The 20,514-nt window shown below is 60.4% G+C and carries 21 protein-coding genes and 1 pseudogene; 4 read left to right on the top strand and 18 right to left on the bottom strand.

All coding sequences use genetic code 11. The annotated features are described in order from the left end of the window. Window positions 1–391: 391 nt before the first annotated feature. Window positions 392–625, bottom strand: coding sequence for a helix-turn-helix domain-containing protein (locus tag NKI96_RS31825; protein WP_023708050.1), 234 nt, complete (start codon window positions 623–625; stop codon window positions 392–394). Between the two features lie 104 nt (window positions 626–729). On the opposite strand from NKI96_RS31825, the gene NKI96_RS31830 reads away from it, so the two are divergent. Continuing rightward, a complete protein-coding gene (locus NKI96_RS31830) occupies window positions 730–1,011 on the top strand; it encodes a DNA -binding domain-containing protein (RefSeq protein WP_081731646.1) in 282 nt (93 codons plus the stop codon). A gap of 94 nt (window positions 1,012–1,105) precedes the next feature. On the opposite strand, the gene NKI96_RS31835 is transcribed toward NKI96_RS31830, so the two are convergent. The 13 genes from NKI96_RS31835 to NKI96_RS31895 form a co-directional block, all read right to left on the bottom strand. Further along, on the bottom strand, window positions 1,106–3,016 hold the full coding sequence (locus NKI96_RS31835) for a putative bifunctional diguanylate cyclase/phosphodiesterase (RefSeq protein ID WP_023707008.1): 1,911 nt from the start codon (window positions 3,014–3,016) through the stop codon (window positions 1,106–1,108). 293 nt (window positions 3,017–3,309) lie between these two features. Continuing rightward, the gene (gene ubiM, locus NKI96_RS31840; protein ID WP_023707009.1) at window positions 3,310–4,491 is read right to left on the bottom strand and encodes a 5-demethoxyubiquinol-8 5-hydroxylase UbiM; all 1,182 of its coding nucleotides are present in this window, start codon (window positions 4,489–4,491) and stop codon (window positions 3,310–3,312) included. Window positions 4,492–4,907: 416 nt separating this feature from the next. Continuing rightward, window positions 4,908–5,039, bottom strand: coding sequence for a cbb3-type cytochrome oxidase assembly protein CcoS (gene ccoS / locus NKI96_RS31845; protein WP_081732297.1), 132 nt, complete (start codon window positions 5,037–5,039; stop codon window positions 4,908–4,910). Window positions 5,040–5,123: 84 nt separating this feature from the next. Continuing rightward, a complete protein-coding gene (locus tag NKI96_RS31850) occupies window positions 5,124–5,891 on the bottom strand; it encodes a CBS domain-containing protein (RefSeq protein ID WP_023707010.1) in 768 nt (255 codons plus the stop codon). A gap of 66 nt (window positions 5,892–5,957) precedes the next feature. After that, the gene (ccoS, locus tag NKI96_RS31855) at window positions 5,958–6,128 is read right to left on the bottom strand and encodes a cbb3-type cytochrome oxidase assembly protein CcoS (protein ID WP_023685546.1); all 171 of its coding nucleotides are present in this window, start codon (window positions 6,126–6,128) and stop codon (window positions 5,958–5,960) included. After that, window positions 6,125–8,413 (bottom strand): cation-translocating P-type ATPase, encoded by a 2,289-nt coding sequence (locus NKI96_RS31860; RefSeq protein WP_352807726.1) that lies wholly within the window; start codon window positions 8,411–8,413, stop codon window positions 6,125–6,127. Before NKI96_RS31860 ends, ccoS (NKI96_RS31855) begins: the two co-directional genes overlap by 4 nt. Continuing rightward, window positions 8,410–8,907: a FixH family protein gene (locus NKI96_RS31865; RefSeq protein WP_352807727.1), complete on the bottom strand. Its 498-nt coding sequence runs from the start codon at window positions 8,905–8,907 to the stop codon at window positions 8,410–8,412. Before NKI96_RS31865 ends, NKI96_RS31860 begins: the two co-directional genes overlap by 4 nt. Continuing rightward, entirely contained in the window at window positions 8,904–10,463 is a 1,560-nt protein-coding gene (gene ccoG / locus NKI96_RS31870) for a cytochrome c oxidase accessory protein CcoG (RefSeq protein ID WP_352807729.1), read from the bottom strand. The genes NKI96_RS31865 and ccoG overlap by 4 nt, the downstream gene beginning before the upstream one ends. A gap of 128 nt (window positions 10,464–10,591) precedes the next feature. Further along, on the bottom strand, window positions 10,592–11,455 hold the full coding sequence (gene ccoP / locus NKI96_RS31875; protein WP_352807731.1) for a cytochrome-c oxidase, cbb3-type subunit III: 864 nt from the start codon (window positions 11,453–11,455) through the stop codon (window positions 10,592–10,594). 2 nt (window positions 11,456–11,457) lie between these two features. Continuing rightward, window positions 11,458–11,607, bottom strand: a complete 150-nt coding sequence (locus NKI96_RS31880; protein WP_352807733.1) for a cbb3-type cytochrome c oxidase subunit 3 — start codon at window positions 11,605–11,607, stop codon at window positions 11,458–11,460. An 11-nt stretch (window positions 11,608–11,618) separates the two neighbouring features. Beyond that, a complete protein-coding gene (gene ccoO, locus NKI96_RS31885; RefSeq protein ID WP_352807735.1) occupies window positions 11,619–12,350 on the bottom strand; it encodes a cytochrome-c oxidase, cbb3-type subunit II in 732 nt (243 codons plus the stop codon). A gap of 11 nt (window positions 12,351–12,361) precedes the next feature. Then, window positions 12,362–13,972, bottom strand: a complete 1,611-nt coding sequence (gene ccoN, locus NKI96_RS31890) for a cytochrome-c oxidase, cbb3-type subunit I (protein WP_352807737.1) — start codon at window positions 13,970–13,972, stop codon at window positions 12,362–12,364. A 554-nt stretch (window positions 13,973–14,526) separates the two neighbouring features. Continuing rightward, a complete protein-coding gene (locus tag NKI96_RS31895) occupies window positions 14,527–15,273 on the bottom strand; it encodes a Crp/Fnr family transcriptional regulator (protein ID WP_023708062.1) in 747 nt (248 codons plus the stop codon). A 152-nt stretch (window positions 15,274–15,425) separates the two neighbouring features. Between NKI96_RS31895 and hemN the strand changes: the two genes are divergently transcribed. Beyond that, on the top strand, window positions 15,426–16,775 hold the full coding sequence (gene hemN / locus NKI96_RS31900) for an oxygen-independent coproporphyrinogen III oxidase (RefSeq protein WP_023716336.1): 1,350 nt from the start codon (window positions 15,426–15,428) through the stop codon (window positions 16,773–16,775). A 236-nt stretch (window positions 16,776–17,011) separates the two neighbouring features. Here hemN and queE read toward each other — a convergent pair whose 3' ends face one another. Genes queE through queC form a run of 3 tightly spaced genes read right to left on the bottom strand, consistent with a single transcriptional unit; the run spans window position 17,012 to window position 18,797 of the window. Next, on the bottom strand, window positions 17,012–17,746 hold the full coding sequence (queE, locus tag NKI96_RS31905) for a 7-carboxy-7-deazaguanine synthase QueE (RefSeq protein WP_023713158.1): 735 nt from the start codon (window positions 17,744–17,746) through the stop codon (window positions 17,012–17,014). Next, a complete protein-coding gene (queD, locus tag NKI96_RS31910) occupies window positions 17,743–18,099 on the bottom strand; it encodes a 6-carboxytetrahydropterin synthase QueD (protein WP_023673552.1) in 357 nt (118 codons plus the stop codon). Before queD ends, queE begins: the two co-directional genes overlap by 4 nt. Continuing rightward, window positions 18,099–18,797, bottom strand: a complete 699-nt coding sequence (gene queC / locus NKI96_RS31915) for a 7-cyano-7-deazaguanine synthase QueC (protein WP_023685556.1) — start codon at window positions 18,795–18,797, stop codon at window positions 18,099–18,101. Before queC ends, queD begins: the two co-directional genes overlap by 1 nt. 561 nt (window positions 18,798–19,358) lie before the next feature. Between queC and NKI96_RS31920 the strand changes: the two genes are divergently transcribed. Beyond that, window positions 19,359–19,748, top strand: coding sequence for a hypothetical protein (locus NKI96_RS31920; RefSeq protein ID WP_352807739.1), 390 nt, complete (start codon window positions 19,359–19,361; stop codon window positions 19,746–19,748). A gap of 56 nt (window positions 19,749–19,804) precedes the next feature. Beyond that, a complete protein-coding gene (locus NKI96_RS31925) occupies window positions 19,805–19,969 on the top strand; it encodes a hypothetical protein (protein ID WP_023685557.1) in 165 nt (54 codons plus the stop codon). Window positions 19,970–20,155: 186 nt separating this feature from the next. Here the strand turns inward: NKI96_RS31925 and NKI96_RS31930 are convergent. Continuing rightward, a pseudogene (locus tag NKI96_RS31930) lies at window positions 20,156–20,514 on the bottom strand (transposase); the annotation flags it as partial.

Here is a 20,514-nt window from a genome sequence, read left to right on the forward strand (position 1 = left end):
CGGGCTGCCGCGGCGGGTCTAGAAGGGAGTGCCGCCCGCCCCGCGCCACCGGGAAAGGCCAACAGACAAACCGCGCCGCCCGCAAGGGCGGCGGCCGTCACAGCCCGAAGGGCTGCCCACGCCAAGGGGCGAAGCCGAATGCCCGAGACCGCCTGAGCTTGCCGAAGAAAAGCGGGCTCGGTTCACGAGCACCTGGTGCGCGTCGTCAGGCGCGCGGGCGCCCGCCAAGTTTTTTCGCACATGGTCAGGCGCCGCAGTTACGTCGAGAACCAAAAGGCATCGGCGCCGTGCACGCGGCTTCCTCCGAAAACCAGCGCTCGCCTTCCAACAAATTGAGGCGTTGTCCCACTCAATATTCCTGTCCGTGATCATGATAGATGCGGCGCGCCCGCTAGGACCGGAGGCTGGAGAGAATCTCGCACGGATCAGCGTCAAGGGCCGCAGTTATGTCGAGAAACTCGATGACATCGAGACGCCGCTCTGCGCCCTCGTACTTGGCCACGAAGGATTGGGGACGACCAAGCTTGTCAGCCAGCTGCTTCTGGGTCAGGCCTTTGGCCTTGCGCAGCAAAACCAGCCGGGCCAGGAACCGCTGGTGGCGGGGCGATCGAAGGGATTTGGGCATGGAGGCGAACCGGTCGGGTAAAGACCGGATCAGCGACTAATCCCGGTTTCGGATTATCCCATTTTGGGATATACTGCCTGCGCTCACAGGCGAGGTTCGCAGGCATGAATGGACCAATGGGAACAGATGAGACTCGAAGCTCAAGTTTGAGCGATGAAGTCCCCTGGTCGGAGAACCTCACGAGCTACGACAGGGAGCATTTCACGATCTACCTGCGGATCCTGGATGCCTGCGCCGAGAATGCCAGCGAAAAGGAGATGGCCGAGCGCATCCTCGGCATCGACCCGTCCATTGACCCGGTCCGCGCCCGCAAAGCTCTTCGCAGCCATATCGACCGTGCGAACTGGATGGTGACGACCGGCTACAAGGAACTGTTCGCCGGATGATGCACAGCGCCCAATGCCACGTGTTTCGAGTAGGCAAGTCTCTGTAGCCAAATTCGGCAGCGCACGGCCGCGACAGCGGGCGCTGCGGGAGCGGTCACAACTGGTTCGCGTACTGTTTGACTGCCATTTCCAGTGCGTGCATCAAAGGCACAGCCTTGGAGAAGAGGAAGCCTTGGGCGGTTCGGCAACCAAGCTTGTGCAGGGTTTGCCGATCCGCCTCTGTTTCGACGCCCTCGGCCATGACCTCGATCCCGAGCATGTCACCGAGTTCGATGACGGATTTGACAAGCAGTCGGTCCTCTCGGGACTTGGCCAAGCCGCGAATGAAGCCTTGGTCTATTTTCACCTTGCGTATCCGACGGTCCTTGAGAGATGCCAAGGTAGAAAAGCCGGTGCCGAAGTCGTCGAGCGCGATGGAAATACCGGCATGCGAAAGCCGTCCGAGCTTTTCATCCACTCTGTCCGGATCCACCGGCGATTCTTCGGTAATCTCGATTTCGAACATCGTCGCAGGCAGGCCTCTTGCGGCCAGACCATCCAGAACCATGTCGTCGATATCGCCGGCTTCCAGTTCGCGCGGGGAAACATTCATCGCCACACGAATGTTACGACAGTCAGCTTTCACCAAGCCGTCGATAAAAGCACAACAGTCGGCGAATACGGTTTGCGTCAGCAGCTGAAGCATTCCGGTTTCGCGTGCGGCTGTGATGATTTCGGGTGGAGAGATGGCACCATGTGTCGGATGGGACCATCTCAGCAAGGCTTCAAAACCGACCACGGCCTCGGTGTCGAGTTTCACGATCGGCTGGAACCAAGGTTGCAATCTTCCCGTCTTTATCGCCGAATGAAGGTCCCGTTCGATGGACTGGCGGCGTTGGAGTTCCCGGTCGAGTTCGGCATCGAACAGGCAAAATTCGTTCCTGCCATGGCGCTTGGCCGTATAAAGGGCGATATCGGCCCGCAACAGCATTTCAGTCAGGCTCGACGTCTGCGCCAAGTATATCCCTATCGATGCCCCGACGCGCACGGACGCGACCCCGATATAGGGGCGAGCAATTTTGGCTATGATATTGGAGGCGAGATCACTGGCAGAAAGCGAAGCTCTCGTTGAGGGAAAAACCAGCACGAATTCATCGCCGCCGATACGAGCTAGCGTTGAGCCTTCCGGTGCTTCCTGCTCTATGCGGCGGGCGATCATGACAAGCAGTTCATCACCGGTCCTGTGACCGTAGGTGTCGTTGACAGATTTAAAGCCGTCCAGATCAATCAGCATTGCCACGAAGGGGCCATCCGCGGTCTTGAACCGACCGATGGCGTGTTCAAGGCCCCGCCTGTTGAGAAGGGCGGTCAAATGGTCCTCCCTGGAGTTGCGCTCCATTTCCGACGCAAGTCGCTCTGCCTCATGTCTCAGGCGGCTTGCTTCGCGGAAGCGCGCCTGCCCAACAAACGAAGCTCGGACCAAGCCGCCCATGAAGAGCAGAACGGTGAAAGCCAGAATGTAGCGTTCAAAATTGCCTTTCGCCAAAAGGCACGCCACCGTGATGAGGAGTGGAGGTGTGATGAAGCTGGTCGCCGCCGCGGCATACGAACTGCCATATGTAACCGCACCAGCTGAAATGCCCGCCAGTATGACCAGATGCATCGGTGCTTGAGGTGTTGTGTATCCAACAGTCAGCACGGCCGGGAAGGACCAGGCAAACCCTGCCAGAAGGGCAAGGACGCCAAACATGCGAAGGCGCGGCAAAACGCCAAGCGAATCCTGATGGCGCCCCGTTTCCTTTAGCTGAAAACGGGCGAGTGCAAGCCGGGCGGCATTTAGCGCATTGACGACCAGGAACCAGCTTGCAGCGGCAAAGCCGCCGCCAGAAAGGGCCTGCACCCCGCAAATCAGGCCTGACAGGATCGCGCTTATCGGCATCGACACGAAGAGCCCGGCCCTCAGGTCAGCAAGCTGATCCTGACGGATTTTGGCCTCCAGCGATTCTTCTTTCTTTAGGGGTGCCATGAATGGACCAGCTTGCTTCCGTCATTGTTCGCGAGGACCAAACCTATGCAAGCCCACTGAAGGACGGGTTAACTACCCAGCGAGGGTAACCAGTGCGCTCACCATGCTTCGGGTCACACCTTTGGCTTAGCATTGCCGAATCATCAAGGTTTCGCCCGCGCGCGTGCCTTGATCCGAATCATGCCATGATCGGCAACGTCACCAGGAAGCAGCCTTGCCCGCGACGCTGCGAGCCAGCAAGACAAAGAAGCCGCGCCGAAACAGCGCTCCAGAGCGGTAGCGCTCTGTGCGATTCACCGCCTGAGCATGGCCGAAATGCCATGGCGGACAAAGGGAAGATGTTGGGCAAAGCGGAGCCCAGCATGTCTTGCAAGCCGTGCCGCCGGGTGCTCGCTTGAGTAAAGACCGACAAGCATGTTGGTGGCATGATAGAGCGGCGCCGCCGACAGCCGCAGCCGGCTTTCGTATCTGCCGAGCATGTCGGGATCGGCAATGTCGCGGCGGGCGCGACATGCTGTCAGTATTTTATGAGCGAGTTGCTTCTGGCCGCTGAGGCCGATGTTGAAGCCATGCGCGGTCACCGGGTGCATGCCGATGGCAGCGTCTCCTATAAGTGCCGCACTCGGTGCCGAGAACTTGTGCGCCCAGGTCGTGACCAGCGGATAGGCATGGCGGGTGCTTGCCAGGGTCATCTGCCCGAGGCGTCCTCGACACCGGTTCATCAATTCCATGAGGAACAATTCGTCATCGAGAACAGACAGTCTATCGGCCTCGATTGAGCGCAAAGTCAGAAGCAGCGACGACACGCCTTCCATGAGCGGCAACATCGCTATGGTCTGATGGTGGTCGAACCATTCGACCGCGATCTGGTGATGGAAGCGCTCGTGCCTCACTCGGCAAATCAGCATGGAGTGGCCAAGCGGATGGATGTTGGCGCCAATGCCGAGCAGGTCGCGCATCGCGGACAAACGCGAATCCGCTGCTACGAGCAGCCGAGCGGCCAATTGCCTGCCATCAGAAAGCGTTATGACCGCCTCGTCGTCGCTGGTTGTTGCATTCACGACCGAGTTGCCGCACAGCAGCCGGGCATGATCCTGGAAGTAGACAATTTTGAACAGGGCATCGCGGATCCGACAATTTGGGACCAGAAATCCGAGTGGTTCCCCAGATCCGCTGCGAATATCGAAGCACAGGGCGAAAGGGCTCGATCCGTTGAGCACGCGCGCGCCATGAAGCGGTGATTTGTCAGATGCGGGCATGGCGTCCCAGGCGCCGAGCTCGCGAAGGATTCTCACCGATGCGTGCGTCAGCGCGATCTCGCGACCGTCGAAAGCCGGATTCGCCAGGCTGTCGAGCGACTGCCGTTCAACCACTGCCACCTTGAGTCGGCTCAGGGCGAGCGATGCTGCGAAGGCAAGTCCGACCGGCCCAGCTCCGACGACAATGATGTCGAATGTGTCGACAGAGCCGGCCATCAGCGTGCCGCCATAGCGGCTATCTGCGATACGAAGCGCTCTTGACGCATCGCAATCACCCACGGTTTGCCGCTCATCTCCCCATCGTCGATAGACATGCGTTCTCCGTTGGAAGCCTGGTCAATGAAACCACGCCGACGAAGAGATAACGCTGATCTGGATCAACCAGGCTCGATAACCCGGCAACGGCGGGTTCACGGTCGAGTGGTCGATTGCCGTGAAAACGTTTGCATGTCTAGGCATTCTGAATGGTCGGCTTCCCAATCGCGTGCCCCTACTGGCCAAAGGTTCGGCAACGTATTGTGGCTGATCCGTTCTTCGCACGCGCGCCGATATCATCATGACGAGGCAATCCAGCAAAGACTCGGTCGACTGACGACCAGCATCCGCACAGTCGTTGGGCGCCGCCAACCGGTTCAGCCTCGCGGCTCTTCCCGATCGATAAGGATCCGCTGGGCGGAGCCGTCGAGATCTTCGTATTGGCCGCTCTTCATATCCACAGGAAGCGCCGGTCCAAGCCCCACCAAAACAGGCAGCGGCCATCGCATTCCGTCAGGACGGGCATCTTGCTGCCGACAGCGTGCTCTCCGCCCATGACGGGCGCTAGACGCCGAAGGAACTCGCCGACAGCCTCATGTCCAAGTGATGTGGGAAGGGAGCAGAACCAAAGGGACTCTGCTCCGCGTCCCCGCCTTTTCCGCAGCTATGAAACCTTCACCGAACGGATCCGTACTGAGGAGGAGGCCGTCCTTGACTTGCCCGACGCCGGCAACCTTCTCAGCCGCAACGATAGCTGCCTTCCGCTGACGCTCGTCGACAATCGCCCCCTTCAGTTCGACAAGGCCGTCGCTGACCCTCACATCGATCAAGTCACCACCGCTCCAGGTTTGTGACTGCAGTTCGGCAAGGATAGCCTTGCGGATCAGGTCGTCATCGGGTGGCGTGGTTCCCTGTTTCGGCATGGCGCGGATCAGGACAAGCAGCAAATCAGTTCGCGTGATGATGCCGATGACCCTGTCCCGATCGACAATCGGAAGATTGTTGATGCGATGTTGCATCATCAGGTCGACAATATCTGCAATCGAGGCGCTAGGAGGCGCCGAGATGACGGGTGTGGTCATCACCTGATGGATGATCCGTCCGTTCGAGCGCGCATAGTCATTGGCGACTGTGCCCGGGCCAAGATCAAACTCCAGCCAGCGCGGACGCACACGCTGGGTCCCAAGTTCTTCTCGGCGCAAGAAGTCGCTTTTGCTTACAATACCAATCAGGGTGCCGTCGCTGTCTGCTACCGGCAGGCAGCTGACCTTGTTTGAAAGCATGAGCTCGACCGCTTGCGCGATCGTCGCGTTCGCATCCGTCGTGATGACTGGCTTTGTCATTATGGATTCGGCCTGCATCCTCACCCTCCTGATCTTTCGTCGGACGACGATAGGACATCCCGACCCGCGGCGCTTTGATCTGAGTCACTTGGAGCGAGGAGCATTCTCCGCGCCGTCGTCGCGGTCGATAAGAATGCGCTCCGCCGCGCCATCGAGATCGTCGTACTGGCCGCTTCTCAACGCCCACAGGAAGCCGGACAGGCCGAGTGCGCCAAGGAACAGCGCCACCGGAATGAGATAGGCGAGCGTCGTCATGAGGATCGGGCCAAGGTGCCGGCCCGCGCGGGCCTGTCCTGCCGCGCCGTTTCGGACGACGCACCCGTTGCGAAGCCTTGCAGACGCATCGCATTTCCAATCACAAGCAATGACGAGGCAGACATCGCGACCGCCGCGATCAGAGGCGTAACATGACCCAGAATGGCGATCGGCACGGCCACAGCATTGTAAACGATAGCAATTGTTATGTTCTGTCGGATCAGGCTTCCCGCCTTGCGCGACACGTCCAGCGCCAGCGGGATCGCCAAGAGGCTTTCGCGCAGAAAAACGAAGTCGGCTGCATTGCGGCCAATGTCGGCGGCGGTGGCGGGTGCGATCGAGACATGCGCGGCGCTCAGCGCCGGCGTGTCATTGAGGCCGTCGCCAACCATCAGAACCTTGTGCCCGTCTCTCGCCAGGCTCTCGATGCGTTCAACCTTGCCGGACGGCAGCAGGCAGGGAACGAAGTCGTCGACACCAAGCACGTCCGCAACCTCGGCGCAGCCTTTCGCGGTATCGCCCGACAGCATTTCCACGCACATACCAGCGTTGCGCAGTTGATCGATCGCTGCCCTGGTGTCGAGGCGCAGCGCATCCTCGAAAACGAAGGATGCGACAATCATGCCGTTTTTCGTCAGGACTGTTCCGCCGTAGCCATGTTTGCCTTCGCCGCCGGTTCGAGCCTTCCAGCCAGCCCATCCGCGTCTACCCAGCCGCCAGATGCTACCGGCGGCTGTGGCTTCGATCCCGAAACCCGGGTGCTCGGTCACCGCATCGAATTTGTGCTGGCTGCTGCTGACGGCAAAGCCGGCAATGGCCTTTGAATATGGATGACGCGAATGCGCGGCCAAGTCGGCAGCGATTGCCAGCATGGCGGGATCGATCGACGACGTGTTGACGAGCCTGGGCTGGCCAAGCGTGAGCGTGCCGGTCTTGTCGAACACGGCTGTATCGATCGTTGCCAGGCGCTCCATGGCCGAGCCGTCCTTGACCATGATGCCATTCTCAAACAGGCGCCGCGCTGCGACCACCTGAACGATTGGGACGGCGAGGCCAAGCGCGCAGGGGCATGTGATGATGAGAACAGCGATGGCAATCGTCATCGCCCGATGCCAGTCGCCGGTCGCCGCCATCCAGCCCAGGAAGGTTGCCAAGGCGGTGAGATGAACCACGGGCGCGTAGAGTGCCGACACGCGGTCGGCGATACGGCGATAGCGGGCGCGACCACCTTCGGCGGCCTCCATCAGCCGAACCATTTCCGCCAGGAACGAATCCTTCGCGGCGGCTGTGGCCTCTATCGTCAGCGGACCGGTAAGGTTGAGGACGCCGGCCTGCACGGTGTCTTCCGGCGCCACGCAACTGGGCGTGCTCTCGCCGGAGACCAGGGAGCAGTCGACGTCCGATGTCCCGCGCACAATTTTGCCATCGACAGGGATTCTTTCGCCGGCGGCGATCAACAACAGCATGCCCGGTTCGATCTCGGCCACCGGCAGATAGTCCCGAGCGCCATCGCCGCGCAGCACCATGGCGCCACGCGCCGCGAGCTGTGACAGGCCTTTGACGGCGGTGCGGGCGCGTTCCCGCATCACGTGATCGAGCGTGCGACCGATCAGGAGAAAGAACAGCAGCGATACCGACGCGTCGAAATAGGCGTGGTCGCCATGGGTGATCGTCTCATAGAGGCTCATGGCGTAGGCCAGCGACACGCCGACGGCGATCGGCACGTCCATGTTCATGCGGCCGTGGCGCAGCGCAGTCCACGCCGATTTGAAGAAGATCCCGCCGGCAAAGGCGAGGGCGGGAATGGCGATGAGCGCCGAGACCCAGTGGAACAAATCGCGGGTGGCGCCTTCGGCGCCGGACCAGACCGATACCGAGAGCAGCATGATGTTGCCCGCCGCAAAGCCGGCAACGGCGACGGCGCGGATGAGCTCCGATAACGTCCTGTCCTTCGCATCGGTGTCGGCTTCGAACAGATGTGCCTGGTAGCCCAAGCGCCCGAGCACTGCGACCAATGGTGGAACCTCATCGCCGCGCCACTGGACCGAGACCCGCTTCGTTGAAAGGTTGACGCGGGCGGCCTGGACGTGATTGAGCTTTCCCAACGCGGTCTCGATCATCTGGATGCAGGCGCCGCAGTGAACCGTCGGTACCGACAGGTCGGTCTGATGAAGGTCATCGCCCAGCGACCGGCTCGCCAGCCTGACCTCCTGGCTTGACGGCAGGACCGAAGCGGGGCTGACCAGATCCAGCGCTATTTCAGCGCCCGGTGCACAACAGCTCATTTCAGCGCTCCATTGGAAATCATGACCCTGCGCACGTCGCGATAAGGTCTTGCCAGGCCGGCATCGGCGTCTATTTCGATGATCCAGACACCATCCCTTGGCACGTGTTGTGCTGCAAACTCCTGGCCAGAGACCAGGGCGAGCGTGACGGACTCATCTTCTTTCTCGTAAGCGGGATGGCGAAACAGCACCTTCACGCCATGCAGGGAAACCGGTTTGCCCGCGGCGTCGATGATGCGATAGCGGACTTCGCCCCATGCGATGGTCAACTGGCCGGTCCAGCCAAGCGCTGCCTGCGCACGGCCTTCCTCGGCCTTCTTGTTGAATTGCTGGCTCGCCACATAGGTATTTTCGACGACAAGGCCGGTCCAGCTTGTGTTGGCAAGCGTCGCCATCGTGAGATTGACCGCGATGACCACGCCGAAAAAGGCAAGGATGGTGGCCAACATGTGCCTGCCGGTGAACTCGCGGGGATTTCGCGTGGTGGCGTTCATCTGGCGATCTCCGGCGAGTTGAAGGTGGCGGTGTATTCGTTGGACTCGAAGCTGACCTTGTCTTCGACCCGGAATGTGAAGGTCTGCGCCTGGCCATGAATCTGGTCGGCGGGCAGGCGCACGAAAACCTTCAACATCTTCAGCCGGTCGGGTTCGACCTGGACTGCAAACGAGCGATCGGCGGGGAGATCGACGCCAACGATGCTCATCTCCGCGCCTGGCAAACCCCCGAGGGTGACGATAATCGTTCTCGGTTCGGGGATCATGTTCAAGAGCTTGACGGTATAGCCATTGCGGATCGAGCCGTCCGAGAGCGTCACGAATTGCGGGTTGCGGTCGTGCAGGACATTGATTTCGAGCCGGTCGCGCGTCAGCAGCGAAAAAAGCAGCCCCAGCCCGATCAGCGACCACATGGCCATGTAGACATAGGTTCGTGGCCGAAAGATCTTGCTGATATGGAAATGCGCCACCCTGTCCGAAAACAAGCCGTCATCCGTCCTGACCAGTGATGGGTTGACCGAGCTGGCGCCGCCGGCGGTGGCCAGGATCTTGTTGGCGTTGTAGTCGGAGAGCGTCGCGTAGGAGATCAGTCCTCGCGCTTTGCCGAGCTTGTCCATGACGCCGTCACAGGCATCGATGCAGAGCGCGCAGGTGATGCATTCGAGTTGCTGACCGTCGCGTATGTCGATCCCCATCGGACAGACGGCGACACAGGCATTGCAGTCGACGCAATCGCCGACGGGATGCCCTGCGGCAAGAACCTTCTTGGCGTGACGGGTGCGCGGTTCGCCGCGCCAGTCATTGTAGGTGACGGTGAGCGAGCTCTCGTCGAGCATGGCTGCCTGGATGCGCGGCCAAGGGCACATATAGGTGCAGACCTGTTCGCGCATCAGCCCGCCAAACGTGTAGGTCGTCGCCGTCAGAACCGCGACGGTGATGTAGGCGACAGGCGCTGCCGTGCCGGTGAAGAGTTCGCCGAGCAGCGTCGGCGCATCGGCGAAATAGAAGATCCATGCGCCACCAGTCGCTGCGGCTATGACCAGCCAGATGACGTGTTTCGATGCCCGCAGCACAAGCTTGCGGGTGGTCCAGGGACCGGCATCGAGCTTGATGCGTGCGTTGCGGTCGCCCTCGATTGCGCGCTCGACGACCAGGAACAGATCGACCCATACGGTCTGTGGGCATGTGTAGCCACACCAGGCACGGCCAACAGTCGACGTGATCAGGAAAAGACCGACGCCGGCCATGACCAGAAGGCCGGCGACATAGTAGAATTCCTGGGGCCATATCTCGATGAAGAAGAAATAGAAGCGCCGGTTGGCGACATCAAGCAGCACCGCCTGGTCGGGGGCAAACGGACCCCGACCCCAGCGCAGCCACGGTGTCAGATAGTAGATGCCCAGCGTGATCGCCATCACGATCCATTTAAATCGGCGAAAGCTGCCCGACGCCCGCTTCGGGAAGATCTTCCTGCGCGCGGCATACATTGGCTGGCGCACCTTGGCGGAGTTGAACGTCGTGGGTTCGATCCGTTTTATTTGCGTGTTATCGAGCACGAGAAGCTCCAGTCACCAGCGACGATTTCGCCGGAAGCCGACTCATCGGTTCTGGATGATGCCGAGGCCCGGCTTGCGCCGGGCCTCGTCGCTTGGCGGGAGGGGGAGGACGAGAATAGGCTGCTTTCCTATTCTCCGCCGCCAAGCGAATGGATGTAGACCGCCAGTTCCTTGACCCTGGTTTCGCCCAGGCGCGCGCCCCAAGCCGGCATCACGCCGTGTTTCGGTGCGGTTACCTGGGCGGCGATGGCCGCTTCGCCTGACCCGTAGAGCCAGATGGCGTCGGTCAGATCTGGAGCGCCGAGTTCCTTGTTGCCCTTTGCATTGTCGCCATGACAGGCCACGCAGTTTTCGGCAAAGACCTTTGCGCCCGGCGCGACCAATGCTTGATTGACGACGGCCCCCGACAGACTGGCGACGTAGGCGCTGACCTGTTTGATCTGGTCGGCGGTGATGATGTCGGCAAAGGCGGGCATTTCCGACAGGCGCGTATCCGGATCGGTAGCGAAGCGAATGCCATGTGTAACCGTCTGCTGGATCTGGTCCGCCTTGCCGCCCCACAGCCAGTCGTCGTCGTTGAGGTTGGGGAAGCCCTTGGAGCCCTGGGCGCCGGAACCATGGCACTGCACGCAATTGAGCTTGAACGCGGCACCGCCGGCGGCGACGGCGAATTCGCGCAGCGTGTCGTCCGCCGCGATCTCCGAAACACTTTTCGCTTCTATCGCGGCGACATATTTGCCCTTGGCTGCTTCAGCCTTGGACAACTCGTTCCCGACATCGTTGCGGCTGGAATAGCCGAGCACACCCTTGGTCGCCGTATGCAGCAGAGGCCATGCCGGATAGGCGATCGTGTAGCCGATCGCCCAGACTATGGTGATGTAGAACGTCCAGACCCACCAGCGCGGAAGCGGGTTGTTGAGCTCCCGGATGCCGTCCCACTCATGACCGGTGGTTGAGATGCCGGAAACCTCGTCGATGTGATCGCTGCTCATGATCAGTCCTCATTCAGAGGAATTTGAGCTGCTTCGCCGGCTTGCCTGCGGCTTCCGGGACGAACTGCAAAGGCAACAGATCCGATGAAGAAAAGAGCCATGGCAAGTAGGCCCCAGCTGTCGGCAAACTCCCGCATGAAATTGTACGTCATGGCCATTGTCCTCAGCGGTAGCCGGCGGTCTCATCGTAGTTCTTGAAATCGACCAACGTGCCGAGCATCTGCAGATAGGCGACCAGCGCGTCCATTTCGGTGACCTGTTGCGGGTTGCCGTCGAAATCGCCGATCTTGGCCTTGGGGTAGCGGGCCTCGAGGCCGGATGTGTCGGCGTTGGGATCAGCCTGCGCCATCAAATCGGCATTGGCGTTGGCGATCATGTCGTCGGAGTAGGGGACGCCGACGCGCCTGTTGGCGACCAGATGCGTCGAGAAGTCCTTCACCGCGATCGGCTTGTCCTTCAGGAAGGCATAGCTCGGCATGATCGATTCCGGCACCACGGACCGTGGATCTGTCAGGTGATCCACGTGCCACAGGTTGGAATAGCGGTCACCGACGCGAGCGAGGTCCGGTCCGGTGCGCTTCGATCCCCACTGGAAGGGGTGGTCGTACATCGACTCGGCCGCCAGGCTGTAGTGGCCGTAGCGCTCGACCTCGTCACGGAACGGGCGGATCATCTGGCTGTGGCAGAGGTAGCAGCCCTCGCGGACATAGATGTTTCGCCCAGCAAGTTCGAGCGGCGAGTAAGGCCGCATGCCTTCCACCTTCTCGATCGTGTTGTCGAGGTAGAAGAGCGGTGCGATCTCGACGATTCCGCCCACGGTGACCACGAGAAGCGAACCGATGAGCAGAAGCGTGGCGTTCTTCTCGATCAGCGCGTGTTTGTCCATCAAGCCCATTTTCTGGCTCCTTATTCGGCAGGCTGAAGGGCGGGAACGGAGGCGGGCATCGGCTCCTCCTCGCGCTGGTGTCCGAGAATGGTCATGCCGATGTTCCAGGCCATGATCAGGGTGCCGGAGAGGTACATGGCTCCGCCGATGGCACGCATGACATAGTAGGGGTGCATGGCTGCCACGGTTTCGGCGAAGGAGTAGACCAGGAAGCCCTGTTCGTCGTATTCGCGCCACATCAGGCCCTGCATGATGCCGGACACCCACATCACCGCGGCGTAGACAACGATGCCAAGCGTCGCCAGCCAGAAGTGCCAGGTGACCAGCCGCAGCGAATAGAGGCGTTGTCGGTTCCACAGCTTCGGCACCATGAAGTAGATTGCGCCAAACGAGATCATGCCGACCCAGCCGAGTGCGCCGGAATGGACGTGGCCAATGGTCCAGTCGGTATAATGCGACAGCGAGTTGACCGTCTTGATCGACATCATCGGGCCTTCGAAGGTCGACATGCCGTAGAAGGCGATGGCCATCACCATCATGCGGATGATGGGATCGGTGCGCAGCTTGTCCCAGGCGCCCGACAGCGTCATCAGGCCGTTGATCATGCCGCCCCATGACGGCATCCACAGCATGATCGAGAACACCATGCCAAGCGTCTGCGCCCAGTCGGGCAGGGCGGTGTAGTGCAGGTGATGCGGCCCGGCCCAGATGTAGAGGAAGATGATTGCCCAGAAATGGACGATCGAGAGGCGGTAGGAATAGACCGGCCGGTTGGCCTGCTTGGGCACGAAATAATACATCATGCCGAGGAAGCCGGCGGTTAGGAAGAAACCGACGGCGTTGTGGCCGTACCACCACTGCGTCAGGGCGTCCTGGACTCCGGAAAATGCAGAATAGCTCTTGGAGCCGAGAAAGGAGGCCGGCATCGACAGGTTGTTGATCACATGCAGCATCGCGATGGTCACGATGAAGGAAAGGTAGAACCAGTTGGCGACGTAGATGTGCGGTTCCTTGCGCTTCAGGATCGTGCCCAGAAACAGGATCAGGTAGGCGACCCAGACGATGGTCAGCCAGATGTCGACATACCATTCGGGTTCCGCATATTCGCGGCTCTCGGTGATGCCGAGCAGATAACCGGTCGCGGCCATGACGATGAAGAGCTGGTAGCCCCAGAACACGAACCAGGCGAGATCGCCACCGAACAGCCGAGCGCGGCAGGTGCGTTGGACGACATAGAGAGACGTGCAAAGCAACGCGTTGCCGCCGAAGGCGAAGACGACGCCCGAGGTGTGCAGAGGCCGCAAGCGGCCGAAGTTGAACCAGGGCTGGATGTTGAGATCGGGATAGGCAAGCTGCAGCGCGATGACCACCCCGACCAGCATGCCAACCACACCCCAGAACATGGTGGCGATGGCGCCGTAGCGGATTGGACCATCCATGTAGGCGGACGGGTCGATCGGAGCGGCAGGCTTGAACTCAGTGTTACGCAGTAGGATCGCAGTGAAGCCAGCCAAGGCGAATAACAAGACCCACATATGCTGGCGAAAGGGTTCATCCACCCCAGCGCCAGCCGCCACCAAAGCCGCGAATGCGAACAGGCTTAGAAGCACGATTTCTTTGCCGAATTTCATCGCAAGCCCCGATTTCCAATTCCGGCGGATGCCAAACCGCGGTGTCTTATTGCGCAGCCGTCGCCTGCTCGCCCTGATCCATGTCAGAGCCGCACCATTTTGCTCGAGCAGCATCGAGTTCGGTGCGATCAGACTGCGACAATCGAATGTGGAAGCGCACCACCGGCCGCTCGTTTATGGATGGGACCTGGCGTCCCCGGTCGGGCCCCGGGTGCGGAGGCGACCGCGGGCGTGTGGGGGAGCGCACCTTCTGCGACGCTGGAAAGCAGGTCGACGCCTTACCGAACCCCGCGTTCAATGCCTTGGAACAGCCAGCGCCAGCGTTACGCTGCCGTCGTGACATTCATGGCTTGGGGAGACGGCGATTTTCCCCTGCGGATGAGGCGTATTGACTTCGGCCAAGTGTGGATGCTTCGCCGACGAGCCGAAAGGCAACTGGCGCATACGATCGGATGGAGAACGGGCTGTCGCTACGCGACTTCTTCTGAGCCCAACGCGAGCATGCCCTGCCCCGAATGAAGTAAGTGACGGGGGCCATGCAGCTTCTGCGTCATTCAAACGGCTGTAGCGCCTCGGCCGCCGCAGCGCCGTTCCAGCCGGCTCATGCTGTCCACGGTGACGCGGCGGTTGTTCTCGATCCGAATCACGCCGTCCATTCTCAGGCTGGTCAGCTGACGGCTCACGGTCTCGTTTGTGATTCCAAGGAAATCAGAAATGTCGGCACGCGTCATCGGCAGCTCGAAGCACGTCGAGCTAGCCGTCGGGTCAACATTGGAGTCGATGTTCCGGGCAATCATGAGGAGAAAGCTCGCCACCTTCTCTGGTGCGGTCTTGCGCCCCAGAGTCACCATCCATTCGCGTGCCTCGTCAAGTTCGTTCAGCGCCTGCTTGAGCAGGCGATGCACAAATTCGGGTGACTGCTTCATCATCCGTTCGATGGCCGCTCTGGGAAACGAGCATAGCGAGACAGCTGTTGCCGCTTCCGCATTAATCGCACTTTTCATCTTGAAGGGCCGACCCAGAAAATCCGGGGCGAACTGCAGGCCGACAATCTGTTGGCGTCCATCTGACAGGCTCTTCGTGAGCTTCACCACGCCTGAAAGCACGTTCGAATAACAGTCGACCGCCTCGGCGTCGCCGATCAGTTCGACCCCCGGCTCGATATTGTGCCGCGACGACGTCTTGGCGAGCTGAGCCAAATGGTCTGGCTCTAGCGCGCCACAGACACCGCGGCGCCGTGCCTCGCAAGACAGGCAAAGAACGGGGATGCCGGAACTGTGAATATCCTGCCGTAATGTCATTCGATCGCTCTACCGCTCCGTGCGGGCAGGATAGCATCCACGGTAGAAAAATCCTTGCGGCAGTTTGTCCGTGCTGAAGGTTGATCGAAATCAGGGCTTAGGCTCATCCAAGCATCCACAGTTCGGGCGAGGCAAACACGGTGGACCACGACATGCGACAAAAGCTAGTTGCCAGATTTGGCGAGAACGTCCCGCGCTACACGAGCTACCCGACCGCGCCGCATTTCAATGCAAGCGTTGACGCTACCGTTTGTCGTGGCTGGCTACAGCGGTTCGATGAGGGCGACGAAATCTCGCTCTATCTGCACATCCCATACTGCGACAAGCTTTGCTGGTTTTGTGCCTGCCATACCAAGCAGACACGCCATTACGAACCGGTGACGATCTATCTCCGCTCATTGCATGCCGAGATCGCTACCGTCGCCGGTCTTGTTGGAGGCAAAGGTCGTGTGCGTGCCGTCCATTTCGGCGGTGGTTCGCCGACCATGCTCAAGCCCGAAGATATGGTGGCGCTGGGAACCGCCCTGCGCAACAGCTTCGGCTTTCTTCCCGGCGCCACGATCAGCGTTGAAATCGAACCCAACGATATGGACGATGCCCGCCTCGATGCGCTTGCCGAAATCGGCATGACCCGTGCGAGCCTCGGCGTTCAGGATTTCGATCCGAAGGTGCAAAAGGCGATCAACCGCGAGCAGAGCTTCCTGCAGACCAAGACGGTCGTCGACGGCGTTCGTTCGCGCGGCGTCGAATCCGTCAATCTGGACCTGCTCTATGGTCTGCCGCACCAGACCAGGGAAAGCGTCGCTTCTACGGTCACGCAGGCACTGACCCTGGAACCGGATCGGATCGCACTGTTTGGCTACGCGCATGTACCGTGGTTCAAGAAACATCAGACGATGATCGACGAGGCCTGGTTGCCGGGTCCGGCGGAGCGCTTTGCCCAGTCGCAACTGGCTGCACAGGCGATTGTAGACAATGGATACGAGGCAATCGGGCTCGACCATTTCGCCAAACCGGGCGATGCGCTGGCGATTGCGGCACACACCGGGACTTTGCACCGGAACTTTCAGGGCTACACGGACGATTGCTGCGAAATCTTGATCGGGCTCGGCCCGTCATCCATTAGCCAGTTTCGGCAAGGCTATGCGCAGAACATGCCTTCAACTAGCGAATATAGACGCATGGTTGATGACGGCGGGCTGGCCGCTGTTCGGGGTATCGCACTTTCCAACGACGACCGCGTTCGCGGCTGGATCATCGAACGTTTGATGTGCGACTTCGCCTTCTCGGCCATCGATTTGGTGGAACGCTTCGGCGAGGCCGGCCAGAGGCTCCTCCTTCAGTCAAGTTCCATGGCCCTCCACGATCCGGTTCGATTGCTTGAACTTGATGGCGACAGATTCGTTGTGCCGGCTGAAAGTCGCCCTTTCGTCCGAAGCATCGCGGCCAGGTTCGACAAATATTTCGAAGCTGGAACGGCCAGGCACTCGGCGGCAGTCTGAGCACTCAGAGGAACGGTCATGCCTCTCAGTCGATCATGGACCGCGGTACGTTTGTTGATCGGCGACCGTCTATCGAGACAAGATTCTGAGCGGACCAGACGCGTCTTGGCGCAGCGACGATATCGTCCGCTCGAGCCCTGCCTGTCGGATCATGGTTGTCGGCGACAGCTCCCTTCGACCTGAACCACCCGTTCACCCGAATTCTGCCGGCGCAGTTCCAGTGGAAAGGGCCTGGGCTAGACGGCTCTCTTGTTACCCCAGAGCACAACGTGCAGCTGCGGCAGCACGCGGGCCTCGAACCATCTGTCGCGGGTCACGCTGTCAACCAGCCACTCCATGCGCTTCAATATTCCGTCAAGGTCGACAGGCGCGTCATCATTTGTGGGGTGTGGCGGCGTGTGATTGCCGGGCTGCAGATAGATCGGAAGTTGCGGAAATTGCGCAGCGGCGTCTTTCGCGTAGGTGTAGTCCCTTTCGTCGAAAACAATGAGCTTGAGCACGACTTGGGGCTTGCCTTGTGCCGCCTGGAGGCACGCCTCGACAGCGGCCCAATCTGTCGTCATTTGGCTTGACGGCGGCTTTGGGCTGAGGATCAGCACGTCAAGCTGCGCAAACCAGTCCCTGGCAAGCGACCCTTGGGTTTCCAGCGCAAAACGGTAACCGTCACCATGGCCCCGGTCGATGAGCGCGCCGAGCGGCTGGATGGCCGGATTGCCGCCTGATAGCGACACCATCAGCGGGCGGCCACCGGAAAGGGCAAGCACATTTTTCCACACCGCCCCAACGGACATCATCTCCCATTCATGGCGGAATTGATTGTCCACAGCATGGAGGCTGTCGCACCAGGAACAGCGATAGTCACACCCGCCGGTTCTGACGAAGATCGTCGGCAAACCTATGAGCACGCCCTCGCCCTGGATCGTCGGCCCGAAAATCTCGCTAACGCGGATTGCGGGATGAGTATTCGTCATGGCCGGTATTCCGCCCAGGTTTTCGGCGTTTCGCTCACCCGCACGGCCGCGGTTTCGCTCAGGCGTGCCTTGCACCAGTCGTAGAAATGTCTGGCCAGATATTCCGCCGTGACTTGCTCGTGTCCCAGCACGTCGTTGAGATGCCGGTGGTCGAAGCTCTCGTCGATGTAGCGTTTGAATGGCGCCAAGTCGTGGTAGTCGCGCACGAAGCCGTGATCGTCCAGTCCATCCGCTGAAAGCTCCACTTCGACGATGTAGTTATGTCCGTGCAGGCGCGCGCATTGGTGATCGGGTGGCAATGAGGTGAGCTGATGCGAGGCTGAGAAGTGGAATTCCTTGGTGATGCGGAACATTACGCGGTGGTCCTTCGCAGCGCTCCGAGCCAGAAGTCGGAGTCCTCATACTCGGTTGGGTCCGGGTGCCCAGCGATGTGAAACGCCTCACGCCGCTCGACGCAGGTCCCGCACCTCCCGCAATGACGCTCGGTGCCCTTGTAACAGGACCAGGTCTGCGCAAACGGCGTGCCGTATGTGGCTCCATCCGTAACAATGTCCGCCTTCGTCAGGTTCACATAGGGTGCATAAAGGCGAATCTGCGCGTAGCCGTCGAGCGCGTGGTCCTGCATCATCTGGAAAGCGTCGATGAAGGCCGGACGGCAATCGGGATAGACAACGTGATCCCCACCATGCACGGCCGTCGCCACTGCGTCAGCGTCTTGCGCTGCGGCGAGGCCGAAGGCAATGGCCAACATGATGGCGTTCCGGTTGGGCACCACCGTTATCTTCATCGTGTCTTCGGCATAGTGCCCGTCGGGCACGTCCACATTGTCGGTCAGCGCGGAGCCGGAAAGGTCGCCGCCGATCTCGTGGATATCGATGATTCGCTGCGGGACACTCAGGCGCTCCGCGCAAAGGGTGGCGAAGCCCAATTCCTTCCTATGCCGTTGGCCGTAATCGAACGATAGCAGGCCGGTCAGCTGGTGCTCCGCTGCCACCTTGTGGGCAAGAGTAACGGAATCCAATCCGCCGGAGCAGACGACGAGAGTCTTCATCGTTGGGTCCTTGTTTTAACCGGGTAGGCTGCGACCGGAGATTTCTCTGCGCTCCAGTACTTCAGGAAAACCATTTTGTGAAGTGAACGGAGACCAATTCGTGCGCTTGCGTGCGATGCGCAAAAAGCCTTCGCGGTGAGCTGCAAGGACACGGACTGACGAGACGTCACCCTTCAGCGGAATGCTCAAAGTCGAACGCTTCTCGGGGACAAAGTTCTCGACGAGCAGAGCCTGTCGGTCCCGAGCGCCGAGCGACGCCATTGCAACGGTTTCGGAGTACAAAGCCGAGATGGGCTTGCCGCAAACAGCTCACTTACCAGGGATGTTCAGCGATGCCGAAATCCAGATATCGGGGTGGATTATGAGATCAATTGTCGCGACAGCTTTGGCTGGCCTGCTCGTCGCGCTTCGTAGATGCAGCGCATTCCACGTCAGGATCATTTTGATGAGCACGCCCTCAATGGATAACCGGCGAACCCTGAATAACCGGTCGTGAGCCGACATCTGTGAACAAGCGGTGTGGTCGATTGCAATCACCCATGTCTTGCGCACAGGTACCTTATGGCAGTGGATGAACTGAACTTGATGGTTTTACAGATGGCAGTCGAAAGCGTCCGCTCGCTCTCGTTGAGCTTCGCTGAAAAAGCCGCCGAGATAGCCACCAGGAGCCGCGGCAGCCTGCTTTTCAACGTGCGGATCGACGGTGACGCGCAGGTCCAGCGGGTCGCAGCCATCCGATATCACGGCGGCCAATTCGGCGTGCTGGCGTTAGACGGACACGGCCTAGTTACCCACAATTGCATCGTTAACGGTATGTTCTCACATTACATTGCGGCCTTGGAGAGCTGGCACAGGATGCCCCTGTCGATGCAGGCCAAGATGGATGCCAACGGCAATGCCCGTCTCTTCGTAGCGGCGTTGCGGGATGCCGGACATATGCTGGGCACCTAGCATTTGGCCAGAGTGCATCTCTGAATTTGCAAGTGCATCACTGCGATGGCGCCGGCATGATCGTCATGCTCGAAAAGGGCTGCGGCGGCCGCGGCAAAGCGGTCGCCGCGATGATGGTGTCAACGGCGTTGCATCGATGCGAGCGTTTAGAACAGAGGTCTCCTCCTGGCATCGAGCGCATGCAAGGAGCTACGCAAGCGCAAATGTATCAAGTATTTTGAAGGGACGACCCCTCATGCATACTTAGCTGCGATGCTCGGGCGGCATAAGCCTCGTTGCCATCTAGCCGCCTTGATGCACGGCGATAAGCTTTTGACGGCCTGAAGCGACGCTGTGGTCGCCGTTGCGGTGCTTTTCCACGCGCCTCGTCAGGCGCCGGGATTGCTCCGGCGTGATGGCAGGCGGGGGACGAAGCGGATATCGCCACCGTGGGCGCCGACCTCGACCCGCGCGATGATGCGCTCGACGCGGCTCCAACTAGCGGCGCCGTCAACGAACTTCTTGAACCTGCGGACCTTGCCTCTCTTGGCCGACGCTTCGAAGCGTGCTGTCGTGCTGGCCTCCAGATCCGCCACATGCTTGCGCAGGGTCGTGGTGGGCGCGAGGCCAAAGATGAAGTCGACGCGCAGCACCAGTCGATGACCTGGGTTGCAATAATGGCTATCCCCGCGGAGCAGGATTGAATGTTCGGCCAGTTGATCCGGATCGCCCGCACCAGACGGCGCAGGTGGGGGCGGATCTCAGCCCCACTCGGCCGCTTGGCCGG

It is taken from the genome of Mesorhizobium sp. M0292 (assembly GCF_040321695.1).
Classification (GTDB): domain Bacteria; phylum Pseudomonadota; class Alphaproteobacteria; order Rhizobiales; family Rhizobiaceae; genus Mesorhizobium.